General features: G+C 59.0%; 14 protein-coding genes. 6 read left to right on the forward strand and 8 right to left on the reverse strand.

Annotated elements, in window-relative coordinates:
* Positions 1–50: 50 nt before the first annotated feature.
* The gene (gene cysB / locus ACYZT9_RS10115) at positions 51–1,025 is read left to right on the forward strand and encodes an HTH-type transcriptional regulator CysB (protein WP_007899921.1); all 975 of its coding nucleotides are present in this window, start codon (positions 51–53) and stop codon (positions 1,023–1,025) included.
* Between the two features lie 9 nt (positions 1,026–1,034).
* Here the strand turns inward: cysB and ACYZT9_RS10120 are convergent, their stop codons facing one another.
* Positions 1,035–1,517, reverse strand: a complete 483-nt coding sequence (locus tag ACYZT9_RS10120) for a GreA/GreB family elongation factor (protein WP_462009656.1) — start codon at positions 1,515–1,517, stop codon at positions 1,035–1,037.
* A 2-nt stretch (positions 1,518–1,519) separates the two neighbouring features.
* Positions 1,520–1,930, reverse strand: coding sequence for a hypothetical protein (locus tag ACYZT9_RS10125; RefSeq protein ID WP_462009657.1), 411 nt, complete (start codon positions 1,928–1,930; stop codon positions 1,520–1,522).
* Between the two features lie 124 nt (positions 1,931–2,054).
* On the opposite strand from ACYZT9_RS10125, the gene earP reads away from it, so the two are divergent.
* Together earP and ACYZT9_RS10135 are read left to right on the forward strand one after the other, a co-directional pair.
* Positions 2,055–3,197 carry an elongation factor P maturation arginine rhamnosyltransferase EarP gene (gene earP / locus ACYZT9_RS10130; protein ID WP_462009658.1) on the forward strand — a complete coding sequence of 381 codons (1,143 nt, stop codon included), beginning with the start codon at positions 2,055–2,057 and terminating at the stop codon, positions 3,195–3,197.
* 48 nt (positions 3,198–3,245) lie between these two features.
* Positions 3,246–3,815, forward strand: coding sequence for an elongation factor P (locus ACYZT9_RS10135; RefSeq protein WP_028619992.1), 570 nt, complete (start codon positions 3,246–3,248; stop codon positions 3,813–3,815).
* A gap of 120 nt (positions 3,816–3,935) precedes the next feature.
* Here the strand turns inward: ACYZT9_RS10135 and ACYZT9_RS10140 are convergent, their stop codons facing one another.
* From ACYZT9_RS10140 to ACYZT9_RS10155, 4 genes are all read right to left on the reverse strand, one after another.
* Positions 3,936–4,952, reverse strand: coding sequence for an alpha/beta hydrolase (locus ACYZT9_RS10140; RefSeq protein WP_462009659.1), 1,017 nt, complete (start codon positions 4,950–4,952; stop codon positions 3,936–3,938).
* A gap of 32 nt (positions 4,953–4,984) precedes the next feature.
* A complete protein-coding gene (locus ACYZT9_RS10145) occupies positions 4,985–5,404 on the reverse strand; it encodes an organic hydroperoxide resistance protein (protein ID WP_462009660.1) in 420 nt (139 codons plus the stop codon).
* Between the two features lie 364 nt (positions 5,405–5,768).
* Complete coding sequence (locus ACYZT9_RS10150) at positions 5,769–6,230, reverse strand: MarR family winged helix-turn-helix transcriptional regulator (protein ID WP_462009661.1); 462 nt, start codon at positions 6,228–6,230, stop codon at positions 5,769–5,771.
* Between the two features lie 69 nt (positions 6,231–6,299).
* On the reverse strand, positions 6,300–7,256 hold the full coding sequence (locus tag ACYZT9_RS10155; protein WP_462009662.1) for a LysR family transcriptional regulator: 957 nt from the start codon (positions 7,254–7,256) through the stop codon (positions 6,300–6,302).
* 111 nt (positions 7,257–7,367) lie between these two features.
* On the opposite strand from ACYZT9_RS10155, the gene ACYZT9_RS10160 reads away from it, so the two are divergent.
* Entirely contained in the window at positions 7,368–8,117 is a 750-nt protein-coding gene (locus ACYZT9_RS10160; RefSeq protein ID WP_462009663.1) for a sulfite exporter TauE/SafE family protein, read from the forward strand.
* Here ACYZT9_RS10160 and ACYZT9_RS10165 read toward each other — a convergent pair.
* Positions 8,107–8,961, reverse strand: a complete 855-nt coding sequence (locus ACYZT9_RS10165) for a LysR substrate-binding domain-containing protein (RefSeq protein WP_462009664.1) — start codon at positions 8,959–8,961, stop codon at positions 8,107–8,109. The genes ACYZT9_RS10160 and ACYZT9_RS10165 overlap by 11 nt on opposite strands.
* Positions 8,962–9,057: 96 nt before the next feature.
* On the opposite strand from ACYZT9_RS10165, the gene ACYZT9_RS10170 reads away from it, so the two are divergent.
* A complete protein-coding gene (locus tag ACYZT9_RS10170) occupies positions 9,058–9,273 on the forward strand; it encodes a DUF1127 domain-containing protein (RefSeq protein ID WP_462009665.1) in 216 nt (71 codons plus the stop codon).
* A 64-nt stretch (positions 9,274–9,337) separates the two neighbouring features.
* Positions 9,338–10,567: a winged helix-turn-helix domain-containing protein gene (locus ACYZT9_RS10175; protein ID WP_462009666.1), complete on the forward strand. Its 1,230-nt coding sequence runs from the start codon at positions 9,338–9,340 to the stop codon at positions 10,565–10,567.
* A 106-nt stretch (positions 10,568–10,673) separates the two neighbouring features.
* On the opposite strand, the gene ACYZT9_RS10180 is transcribed toward ACYZT9_RS10175, so the two are convergent.
* Entirely contained in the window at positions 10,674–12,020 is a 1,347-nt protein-coding gene (locus tag ACYZT9_RS10180; RefSeq protein ID WP_462009667.1) for a class II 3-deoxy-7-phosphoheptulonate synthase, read from the reverse strand.
* Between the last annotated feature and the right edge of the window lie 60 nt (positions 12,021–12,080).

Genomic DNA, 12,080 nt, shown 5'->3' on the forward strand with positions numbered 1-12,080 from the left:
TATATACCGTCGCTGATGCCCGTGGCGTCTACCTGCTTTGAGGGATTCATATGAAGCTTCAACAATTGCGCTACATCTGGGAAGTGGCGCACCACGACCTCAACGTTTCCGCTACAGCCCAAAGCCTTTACACCTCGCAACCCGGCATCAGCAAACAGATCCGTCTGCTGGAAGACGAATTGGGCGTCGAGGTTTTTGCTCGCAGCGGCAAGCACCTGACCCGCGTCACCCCGGCCGGCGAGCGCATCATTACCACCGCCGGCGAGATTCTGCGCAAGGTTGAAAGCATCAAGCAGATCGCCCAGGAATTCTCCAACGAGAAGAAAGGCACCCTGTCGATCGCCACCACGCACACGCAGGCGCGTTACGCGTTGCCGCCGGTGATCAGCAATTTCATCAAGCAATACCCGGACGTTGCGCTGCACATGCATCAGGGTTCGCCGATGCAGATCGCCGAAATGGCCGCAGACGGCACCGTCGATTTCGCCATCGCCACCGAAGCCCTGGAGCTGTTCGGTGACTTGGTGATGATGCCGTGCTATCGCTGGAACCGCTGCGTGGTCGTGCCTCAGGGCCACCCGCTGACCAAGCTGTCGAAGCTGACCCTCGAAGCGCTGGCCGAATACCCGATCGTGACTTATGTGTTCGGTTTCACTGGCCGTTCGAAACTCGACGAAGCGTTCAGCCATCGTGGCCTCACGCCGAAAGTGGTATTCACTGCAGCCGACGCCGACGTGATCAAGACTTACGTCCGCCTGGGTCTGGGTGTGGGCATCGTGGCGAAAATGGCGGTCGATACCAAACTCGATAGTGATCTGGTAGTGCTCGATGCGAGCGAATTGTTCGAATCCAGCATCACCAAAATCGGTTTCCGTCGCGGCACCTTCCTGCGTGGCTTCATGTGCGACTTCATCGAGAAGTTCGCCCCGCACCTGACCCGTGAAGTCATGGCCAAAGCCATTCAGTGCCATAACAAGCAGGAACTGGAAGAGTTGTTCGACGGCGTCGAACTGCCGGTCCACTGATCTCTGGTCTTAAATCACCTCGGTAACGGAAAACTGTTGCCGAGCACCCGCCACCAGAATTTCCACCTCATCCCCTTCAAACTTTCCCAGCAGGCTTTTGCCCATCGGTGAGCGAGGGGTGATGACGGTAATGGTTTGCCCCACCAGATCGATCTTCAGGCCCGCCGCATCAGGTGCCAGAAACAGCCATTGCTCACGACCCTTTTCGTCTTCCAGGCCGAGCAGGGCGCCGATTTCGATGCCGCGTTGATCGTCGTAAGGTCGCAGCGTCAGGTTCTGGCACAGCGCCAACGATTGCCTGATTTCCTCCACGCGTCTGGCTTGCCCGGCCGCCAGATAAGATGCCTCCAGCCCCAGCGTGTCGTACTTGTTCTCGGCGATGTTTTCTTCATGGGTTGCGGTTTCGTACGCGGTTTGCGCGGCACGCTCGGCGATGTCGAGGTCGACACGCAGCCTGTCGAGAATCAGTTGGTGGACGGTATGCTTGTTCATGATCAATCGCAGAATTGCAGGACGTTGGCGCGGCTTTTTTCGCTTGGCGCGGTCTGGTCCTGTTGCAGCCAGAACTGGCATTTCGGATTGGCCAGATTGCGGCGGGTGCTGCGGGCCTGATCCAGTCGTTGCTGCTGCTCGTTCTGGCGCAGGTTCTCTTCGTATTGCTCGAATTGCGGGCTCGGCGGTGGGATGTCCGGTACCGGTTGCGCTACCACGGGCGGTTTTGCCAGTTGCTCTATCGCTTGCGCGACCGGTGCCAATTGCTCGCTGAACAACAGTCGAGAAGCGAGCCAGCACGTCAGCGCGATGGCGAGGAAACCCAGCCACAATCCGAGGGCAATGCTGCCGGTCAGTTGCAGGGCATTGAGCTGAATCGGCAAGGGGCGGCGCGGATTGGGGCGGTAGGGCATGACAGCCTCCTGGCGGGTGATCGCGGGCGAGTGGTGATTGTCGCATGAAGATTAATCGCCGTCGGCTCTTCTGCACGGAGTAATTTATGCGGACAATCGGCGCCTTTGCCAACGGGAGCCTGGAATGCCTGAATTAAAAACCCGCTGGGATATTTTTTGCGCCGTGGTCGACAACTTTGGCGACATCGGCGTGACCTGGCGCCTGGCCAGACAACTGGTCACCGAGCATTCGCTGGATGTACGTTTGTGGGTCGATGACTTGCGAGCCTTCGAGCGACTCTGCCCGGAGATTGACTTTCACGTAGCGCAGCAATGGCAGGAAGGTGTCGAAGTCCGTCAATGGCCAACCGACTGGTTGCCTGCCGACGCCGCAGATGTAGTCATCGCCGCATTCGCCTGCCAACTGCCCAGTGGCTACATGGACGCCATGGCCGCGCGGGAAAAGCCGCCACTGTGGATGAACCTCGATTATCTGAGTGCCGAAGACTGGGTCATCGGCTGCCACGGTTTGCCGTCGGTGAAATACAAAAGCGTGCAGAAGTACTTTTTCTTTCCGGGATTCCAGAAGGGCACCGGTGGCTTGCTGCGTGAAAGTGGATTACTCGAGCAACGCCGGCAATTTCAGCAAAGCCCCGAGGCTCGGCGAAAATTCCTGCAAGGGTTAGGGATCGATCGCGCACAAGGCGCGCAACTGATCTCGCTGTTTGCCTATGAGAACACCGGTCTGGCGAGTTGGCTGGATGTGCTGACCGCCGATTCGACACCCACCCATCTGTTGGTGCCCGAAGGGCGGATCCTGGGTGATGTCGAGCGTTGGCTCGGTGTCGACGGATTGGCGGCGGGCGCCGTGCATGTTCGCGAGGCCTTGACCGTGCAAGTGCTGCCGTTCGTCCGACAGGATCAATATGACCGACTGTTGTGGAGTTGCGATTTTAACGCCGTGCGCGGCGAAGATTCGTTTGTCCGTGCCCAGTGGGCGGGCCGGCCACTGCTCTGGCACATCTATCGCCAGGACGAAGATATCCATCTGGACAAGCTCGAAGCCTTCCTGACGCTGTACACAAAAGGTTTGTCGGCGCCTGCCCGTGAGGCGATCAGCGGTCTTTGGCGTGCGTGGAATGCGGGGCATGATATGTCCGGTCACTGGCTGATGACCCGTAAACACTGGCAGGAACTGCAAAATCACGCCGAAGCGTGGTGTCTGGAACAGGCTTTGCAGGCGGATCTTGCCGCAGCGCTGGTACAGTTTTATGTAAATTGGATATGATACGCGGCCTAGATTTTTGTAAATCCCATCCAAATTCGGATATTCGCAATGAAAACTGGTAAAGAACTGAAACCCGGTACCGTGATCCGTCTCGAAAACGATCCTTGGCTGGTTCAGAAAGCTGAATTCACCAAGTCTGGTCGTAACAGCGCGATCATGAAGACCAAGCTGAAAAACCTGTTGACCGGCTACAAGACCGAGATCGTTTACAGCGCCGACGACAAACTGGACGACGTAATCCTCGACCGCAAAGAAGCGACCCTGTCCTTCATCAGTGGCGACACCTACACGTTCATGGACACCACCGACTACACCATGTACGAGCTGAATGCTGAAGACATCGAAGCCGTTCTGCCTTTCGTTGAAGAAGGCATGACCGATGTTTGCGAAGCGATCTTCTTCGAAGAGCGTCTGGTTTCCGTTGAACTGCCGACCACTATCGTGCGTGTAGTCGACTACACCGAAGGTTCCGCTCGCGGTGACACTTCCGGTAAAGTAATGAAGCCTGCCAAGCTGAGCAACGGTACAGAATTGCAAGTTGCTGACTTCATCGAAATCGGTGACAAAATCGAGATCGATACCCGCGAAGGCGGTTCCTACAAAGGCCGTGCTAAATAAGCACCGCTTCAGGAATGAAAAAGCCCGACCATTGAGTCGGGCTTTTTTGTGTCTGTGCATTACGTTGGAACGATGCAAATCCCCTGTGGGAGCACGCCCGCTCCCACATGTTGTGCTGCGTTATTTCTTCAGGTGTTGTTTCAGTTCCTCAGACGCTTGCAGCATCGCCGAACGCACCGCCGGCACCTGGCTCACCACGTTCAGCAAACCGTAGTCGTGAATCATGCCGTTGTAGCGAACCGCCGTCACCGGCACACCGGCCTCGTCGAGTTTGCGCGCATAAGCTTCACCTTCATCGCGCAGCACATCGGCGCCCGCGGTCTGCACCAGCGCAGGTGGCAAGCCTTTGAGTTGGGCGGTGGTCGCCCGCAGTGGTGACGCATAGATCTCGTTACGTTGCTTGGCGTCGGTGGTGTAGTTGTCCCAGAACCACTTCATCATGTTTTTGGTCAGGAAGTGCCCCTCGGCAAACTGGTTGTAGGACGCCGTTTCAAAGTTTGCATCCGTCACTGGCCACAGCAGCACCTGGAACTTGATTGCCGGGGTGCCTTTGTCTTTGGCGATCAGCGCCACCACAGCCGCCATGTTGCCGCCGACACTGTTACCCGCCACGGCCAAGCGCTTGCCGTCGACGTTAATTTCTTTACCGTGTTCGGCCACCCATTTGGTCGCGGCGTAAGCCTGGTTGATCGCCACCGGGTAATGCGCTTCCGGCGATGGGGTGTAATTGACGAACACCGCCGCAGCACCCGAACCCGTCACCAGATCCCGAACAAGACGTTCGTGGGTCGGAAAATCCCCCAGCACCCAGCCACCACCATGGAAGAACATGAACACCGGCAGCTCGCCTTTTACCCCGGCCGGCCGGACGATGGTCAGGCTGATCGATTGGCCGTCGACTTGAATGGTCTTCTGGCTGACCTCCGCTTTGGGCAGCGTGAGTTTCACCCCGGCTTGCGCGCCGACCAAAATGGCCCGGGCATCTTTCGGTGAAAGCTGTTCCATCGGTTTGCCGGTGCCGGCATTCAGTACATCGAGGAACGCCTGGGTGTTGTGCTCAACCCCGTCGCCCGCTAATGCGCTGTTGATGGACAGGGCAAGAAGGGTGCCGGTCAAGACTTTGCTGAAAGTGTTCATGTTCGTTTCCTGTTCGGTCTTGGAGTCAGCGGTTAGACGGTAACGTGCAGGCGCACATCGACGTTGCCACGGGTGGCGTTGGAGTACGGGCAAACCTGGTGGGCAGCGTCAACCAGGGATTGCGCATCGGCTTGTTCAAGACCCGGCAGGCTGACGTGCAGGTCGATGTCCAGACCGAAACCGCCAGGAATCTGGCCGATGCCGACATGGGCGGTGATCGACGCGTCGGTCGGGATGCTGCGTTTGGTCTGGCTGGCGACGAATTTCAGCGCGCCGATGAAGCAGGCCGAGTAACCGGCGGCAAACAGTTGTTCAGGGTTGGATGCAGCGCCGCCAGCACCACCGAGTTCTTTGGGAGTGGCGAGTTTGACGTCGAGGATGTTGTCGCTGGAAACCGCGCGACCGTCACGGCCGCCAGTGGAGGTTGCGATTGCGGTGTAGAGAGTTTGCATGGTGTGAGCCTCGATCGGAGTTGGTTTGTTTTGCGCTAAATATTTGCGCGCTAAGTAAGTGCGAAATGAATGTATCGCGCTAATAGTTGGCGCGCAAGATAAAATTTCAAGAAAGTTTGAGGAAGACGAAGAATCGCAAGAGCGATTACTGGCAAGACTATTGAGTTAAAGCGGTTTAGGCTGGATTTTCGGACAGTGATTTTTTTTCGGGGAGGGGGGTGAGCCGGACTCGTGAGCACTGCAAAACAAAATGTGGGAGCGGGCTTGCTCGCGAAAGCGATGTGTCAGTCAACACAACTGCTGAATGTCACACCGCATTCGCGAGCAAGCCCGCTCCCATATTGGAGGTGTGGTGTTCTTGGGATCAGAGACTGTCCTGCAAATTGCTACGCAGCACTTGCAACTCCGCCTGCAGTTTCTGCAATCGCTCAAGGGTCATGCCACTGGCACCGAGGATGCACTGGGGAACGCTGCGCGCTTTGTCCCGCAAGGCTCGACCCTGTTCGGTCAGCTCGACGATCACCACCCGCTCATCTTCGCGGCTGCGGGTGCGGCTGAGCAAGCCTTCGACTTCCAGGCGCTTGAGCAGTGGCGTGAGTGAGCCGGGATCGGTCAGCAAGCGTGTGCTGATTTCGCCTACGGTCAAACCATCTCGTTCCCACAAGACCATCATTGCCAGGTACTGCGGATAGGTCAGGCCCAGCGCTTGCAGCAGAGGCTTGTAGACCTTGGTCATCAGCAGCGAGGTGGAATGCAGAGCGAAACAGGCCTGATTGTCCAGCAGCAGGTCGTCGCAGTTGTCCCGGGTGTTGCGTTCGGTGTTCATTTTGAAACCTTGATCTGTGATCGTCATGAATCTAGCGGGCGAATGTTTAATGCGCCAGATAATTCTGACCTAGTGCCGGCCGAGATTGCTTTGCAGCGCCAGGTCCCAGGGCGGAACAGGGCCGAAACGGGTTTTCAGATATTCCAGCAACAAGCGGCTGCGGGAATTGGGTTGCTGCTCCAGGCGCAAGGCATAGATACCGGTGGTTTCCGGTGGTGGCAGGCCGTTTTCGCAGAACAGCGGCAACAGTTCGCCGCGCAATAGATGCTCGCTGGTCAGCCAGGTCGGCAAGTGCGCGATACCCAGCCCGGCCAACGCGCCACAGACCAGCGCCTCGGCATTATTGGCGCTCATGCGGATGCGTGCCGGACGGTGCAAGTGCATTTGCCCGTCGCGTTCAAAGCGCCAGGCGAACGGTGGGGCCAGACCTGCCCAGTCCAGTCCCTCATGTTCACTCATTTGCGCCGGATCGGTCGGTACGCCACGACGTTGCAGGTATTCAGGGCTGGCGCATGCAATGCGAATCATGCTCGCCAGTGGCGTGGCCACCAGGCGTGTGTCGGCCATTTGCCCGGCACGCAGCACCAGATCGACCTTGCCCAGATTCAAACCCTGCATGTCGACAAAACTGTCGATCAGGTGCAACTGCACGTCGAGGCCAGGGTAGAGCATCAGAAAATCAGCGATCACCGGCGCCAGATGCCGCCGGCCGAACGCGGCGGGCGCGTCAATCCGAATCAGGCCTTCCGGCGCACTGCTCAGAGACACCGCTTCGGCTCGGGCCAGTTGCAGTTCCGCCACAATCCGCCGCGCACGTTCGGCGAAGGCCAAACCGGCCGGTGTTGCCCGCACAGCGTGGGTGCTGCGAATGAACAACTGGCTGCCGACTGCGCTTTCCAGGCTGTCGATGCGTCGCGCCACTGCAGACGGTGTCAGTGGATGACGACGGGATACGGCGGAGAAACTGCCGGTTTCCAGTACATCGAGGAATAGGCCCAGTTGTTCTGTCAATTGATTGGGGTTCATGGCGTGATCAGTGCTTGTGCGAAGTTGGCACAGCCATTGTGCGTTGCTGTGCGTTTCCCCGCCAGCGTTGACTGCGTAGGATGAACGGCCTGAGAAAAGGGGAAATCGACCGTGATCGAGTTATTGATGTATCTGGTTTTCGGCGCAGCGCTCGGCACCCTCGGCGGGTTGTTCGGTATTGGCGGCGGTCTGATCGCCATTCCGTTGCTGGGCGTGTTGTTCGGTCTTGATCAACAGATTGCTCAGGGCACGGCGCTGGTGATGGTGGTGCCGAACGTCATGCTGGCGCTTTGGCGTTATCACCAGCGCAATAAAATCGAATTGCGCCACGCGTTGCCGCTGGCTTCGATGGGGTTTTGCTTTGCCTGGATCGGTTCGATCTGGGCCGTAGGCATTGATGCGCAGACCATGCGCATAGGATTTGTCGCATTCCTGATCGCGCTGTCGGCCTACAACCTGCTGCGAATGTTCTCGGCCAATGCGCCTGCTGCTGCGCAGATGAGTTACTCATGGCCATGGCTGGGCGTACTCGGGGCAGCATCCGGCACTATGGGCGGTTTGTTTGGTGTGGGCGGGGCGGTGGTGGCGACACCAGTGCTCACCAGTCTGTTCGGCACCAGCCAAGTGGTTGCGCAGGGATTGTCGCTGGCACTGGCGTTGCCCAGCACGGGCGTCACGCTGGTGACGTATGCCGTGCACCATCAGGTGGACTGGATGATCGGCGTGCCTTTGGCGATGGGTGGTCTCCTGAGCATCAGTTGGGGCGTGAAGATTGCCCACGCATTGCCGGAGCGGCTGTTGCGCGGGCTGTTCTGCGGCTTTCTGGTGCTGTGTGCAGTGATGCTCGCCTTTAAAGTTTGAAGCCTTCGACGATGTGTTCGGCCAGGCATTCGGTGATCGGCGACGGATTGTGCAGGTTGCGCAGCAGCATGATGCTTGCCTCCGGCAACACCGGTAGGTCCTCGGCTTCACCAAGAATGCGCAAGTCAGGGGTGATCAGGCTTTCCAATTGCGCGGTGACGGCCAGGCCGGCGCTGACCACCGCCATGATCGCCGACAGGCTTGAGCTGTTATAGGCAACGCGGTAGTCGCGGCCCATGGCGTCCAGCGCATTGCAGGCCCACAACCGGCAGAAACAATCGCTGTTGAACATTGCCAGCGGCAGCGGCGTCTGCTCGTGCACGCTGAAACATTGCGCCTCGGCCCAGACGAAACGTTCCTTGCGCAGCAACTGGCCAATCTCGTTGCCCGGTTCGCGGGTGACGATGGACAGATCCAGGTCCTGGCGTAGCAGCAATTGTTTTGATGATTCGCAGTGAACCTCGATCTGGATCAGCGGATACGACTGGGCAAAGCGCCGCAAAATCCCCGGCAGGAAGCGCATCACGTAATCGTCCGGCGTGCCGATGCGCACCGTGCCGACCATGTGCGGCTCGCGCAACGTGTTGAACACCTCACTGTGCAGCTTGAGGATTCGCCGGGCGTAACCCAGCAGCACCTGGCCTTCAGCCGTCAGGCGCACCTGCCGGCCGTCGCGCTGGAATAGCTGGCGCTGTAACACATCCTCTTCCAGCCGCTTCATCTGCATGCTCACGGCAGACTGCGTGCGGTTGACCAATTCCCCTGCGCGGGTGAAACCGCCCTGATCGGCGATGGCGACAAAAGTGCGCAGCACTTCCGTGTCGATACTCGGGTAGGCAGACATTCATCAATCTCCGAGATGTGTTGCATCAGAAACATTCGTTGGATTGATCTTAGCCCCGGCGCGACACTTGAGCCATCCCAAACGGAGGGCAACAAGATGAAAGGTCAAAAAAGTTATGTCGAAGTAGAAAAACATTCCATCCACGTGGTGTCCGATTTGCTGCACAAGATCAGTCGCTGGTACGAATTGCACCGTGAGCGCGAGTTGTTGGCGGGCATGAGCGACGAAGCGCTGAAGGACATCGGGCTCAGTCGTGCGGATGTCGAGCATGAAACCGTCCGCCCATTCTGGGATGACCCGATGCACAAATGATTAACCCACAACTACACAAACCGTCTTGCGGTGAGGTAGGTTGCGAGCAGACAAGGAGATGCTCATGCCCGCAACGCTGTCCTTTTCCATCAAACAGGCTCGACGCCTGGCGCTGGCCGCCCAAGGGTTCAACGGGCGCCAGCCGCCGGCGGCGATCAGAGCGGTTCAGCTCAATCGCCTGATCGAGCGGCTGGGCATTCTGCAGATCGACTCGGTCAATGCGTTGGTGCGTTCGCACTACCTTCCCCTGTTTTCCCGCCTCGGCAATTACTCATCCGACTTGCTCGACCAGGCTGCCTGGAGTTCCGGCCGGCGGCGCACGCTGTTCGAGTACTGGGGCCATGAAGCCTCGTTGCTGCCCCTGTCGATGTACCCCTTGATGCGCTGGCGCATGCAGCGGGCGAGCCGTGGCGAAGATATCTATCAACAATTGGCCCGTTTCGGGCGTGAACAACAGGACACCATTCGCCGGGTGCTGGGTTCGGTCCAGGAGCTTGGCGCGCTGGGCGCCGGAAGTCTATCGACCCGCCAGGAGCGGGCAGGGCCGTGGTGGGACTGGAGCGCGGAAAAGCATGCGCTGGAATGGTTGTTCGCCGCCGGTGAGGTGACCGTGGCCGGACGGCGCGGATTCGAGCGACTTTATGATTTGCCGGAGCGGGTGATTCCTTCAGCGATTCTACAACAGCCATTGCTCTCGGAAGGCGAGGCTCAGCGCGGGCTGCTGCTGCATGCCGCGAATGCTTTGGGGGTGGCGACGGAGAAGGACTTGCGCGACTACTTTCGCTTGAGCCCCGGCGATGCGCGTCCGCGCCTGGCGGAACTGGTGGAGACGGGTGAGTTGCAGACCTGCGAAGTCCAGGGTTGGCGGCAAGCGGGATTTTGTCTGCCGGAACCAAAAGTGCCGCGCAAGGTGGGCGCGAGTGCGCTGCTGTCACCTTTCGATTCGCTGATCTGGGAACGCAGTCGGACTGAGCGGTTGTTCGATTTTCGTTATCGGCTAGAGATTTATACGCCGCCGGACAAACGGATTTACGGGTATTACGTGCTGCCGTTCCTACACAACGAACGGATTGCCGCGCGGGTGGATTTACGCGCGGAACGGGCATTCGGGCGGCTGGCGGTGCATGCCGTGCATGAGGAAGAGCCGGGGCTGGACGAGGAGGGGATGCTGGCGTTGGCGGTGAATTTGCGGCGGATGGCGGATTGGTTGGGGTTGGAGCGGGTGCAGTTGAATTGTCCGCGGGCGAGTGCGGCGAGATTGAGGGTGGCGTTGGCGCGGTTCAGTGGTGCCTGAGCTGGCGCCTTCGCGAGCAAGCCGCTCCCACAGTTGGAATGCGTTCCCCTGTGGGAGCGGGCTTGCTCGCGAAGATGGACTGTCAGGCGCTACAAGACTTCCTGACTCAGCGCCGAACCTGCTTCAAAGTTTCAGCAATCAAAAATGCCAATTCCAGCGACTGATCGGCATTCATCCGTGGATCACAATGGGTGTGATACCGATCCGACAACCCATCCTCGGTAATCGGCCGCGCACCCCCGATGCACTCGGTGACATTCTGCCCGGTCATCTCGATATGGATGCCACCGGCATAACTGCCTTCCGCTTGATGAACCTGGAAGAACTGCTTCACCTCGCCCAGGATCTGCGCAAAGTCGCGGGTCTTATAGCCGCTGCTGGCCTTGATGGTGTTGCCGTGCATCGGGTCGGAACTCCAGAGCACTTGCTTGCCTTCACGCTGCACCGCACGGATCAGCGCCGGCAAGTGATCGCCGACCTTGTTCGCGCCCATCCGCGCGATCAGGTTCAAGCGCCCCGGATCGTTGTCCGGGTTGAGCACGTCGATCAGGCGGATCAAATCTTCCGGGTTCATGCTCGGCCCGACCTTGACCCCGATCGGGTTGTTCACCCCGCGCAGGAATTCGACGTGGGCACCGTCCAGCTGACGGGTGCGGTCGCCGATCCACAGCATGTGCGCGGAGCAGTCGTAATAGTCGTTGGTCAGGCTGTCGCGACGCACGAAAGCTTCTTCGTAGTTCAACAGCAGCGCTTCGTGGGCGGTGAAGAAACTGGTTTCGCGCAGTTGCGGCGAGCTGTCCATGCCGCAGGCGCGCATGAACGCCAGGGTTTCATCGATGCGGTCGGCGAGGTGGCTGTATTTTTCCGCCAGCGCCGAGTTGGCGATGAAGTCCAGGTTCCACTTGTGCACTTGATGCAGGTCGGCAAAACCGCCCTGGGCGAAGGCGCGCAAAAGGTTCAGGGTGGCGGTGGACTGGTGGTAGGACTGAAGCAGACGCTCCGGGTCCGGCACACGGCTTTTTTCGTCGAAGCCGATGCCATTGACGATATCGCCCCGATAGGCCGGCAGTGTCACGCCGTCGATGGTCTCATCGTTGGCCGAGCGCGGCTTGGCGAACTGCCCGGCCATGCGCCCGACCTTGACCACCGGGCAACCGGCTGCGAAGGTCATGACGATGGCCATTTGCAGCAGCACCTTGAAGGTGTCGCGGATTTTCGCGGCGGAGAACTCGGCGAAGCTTTCGGCGCAGTCGCCGCCTTGCAACAGAAACGCGCGACCCTGGGTCACTTCGGCAAACTGACGTCGCAACTCCCGGGCTTCACCGGCAAACACCAGCGGCGGGTAGCTGGCCAGCGTTTGTTCGACGTGCAGCAAATGCGCCGCGTCGGGGTATTGGGGTTGTTGCTGGATCGGCAGGGCGCGCCAGCTGTCAGGGCTCCAGGGTTGGCTCATCACGGTCTCTGTTGTTTTACGCTCGGACATTCATGTTACCAGCAAATTAGTGCGTGACCT

It is taken from the genome of Pseudomonas sp. ZT5P21, assembly GCF_054897785.1.

Coding starts and splice junctions, on each gene's coding strand:
- cysB (WP_007899921.1), top strand. CDS start 51: ATGAAGCTTCAACAATTGCGCTACATCTGGGAAGTGGCGCACCACGAC.
- ACYZT9_RS10120 (WP_462009656.1), bottom strand. CDS start 1,517: ATGAACAAGCATACCGTCCACCAACTGATTCTCGACAGGCTGCGTGTC.
- ACYZT9_RS10125 (WP_462009657.1), bottom strand. CDS start 1,930: ATGCCCTACCGCCCCAATCCGCGCCGCCCCTTGCCGATTCAGCTCAAT.
- earP (WP_462009658.1), top strand. CDS start 2,055: ATGCCTGAATTAAAAACCCGCTGGGATATTTTTTGCGCCGTGGTCGAC.
- ACYZT9_RS10135 (WP_028619992.1), top strand. CDS start 3,246: ATGAAAACTGGTAAAGAACTGAAACCCGGTACCGTGATCCGTCTCGAA.
- ACYZT9_RS10140 (WP_462009659.1), bottom strand. CDS start 4,952: ATGAACACTTTCAGCAAAGTCTTGACCGGCACCCTTCTTGCCCTGTCC.
- ACYZT9_RS10145 (WP_462009660.1), bottom strand. CDS start 5,404: ATGCAAACTCTCTACACCGCAATCGCAACCTCCACTGGCGGCCGTGAC.
- ACYZT9_RS10150 (WP_462009661.1), bottom strand. CDS start 6,230: ATGAACACCGAACGCAACACCCGGGACAACTGCGACGACCTGCTGCTG.
- ACYZT9_RS10155 (WP_462009662.1), bottom strand. CDS start 7,256: ATGAACCCCAATCAATTGACAGAACAACTGGGCCTATTCCTCGATGTA.
- ACYZT9_RS10165 (WP_462009664.1), bottom strand. CDS start 8,961: ATGTCTGCCTACCCGAGTATCGACACGGAAGTGCTGCGCACTTTTGTC.
- ACYZT9_RS10170 (WP_462009665.1), top strand. CDS start 9,058: ATGAAAGGTCAAAAAAGTTATGTCGAAGTAGAAAAACATTCCATCCAC.
- ACYZT9_RS10175 (WP_462009666.1), top strand. CDS start 9,338: ATGCCCGCAACGCTGTCCTTTTCCATCAAACAGGCTCGACGCCTGGCG.
- ACYZT9_RS10180 (WP_462009667.1), bottom strand. CDS start 12,020: ATGAGCCAACCCTGGAGCCCTGACAGCTGGCGCGCCCTGCCGATCCAG.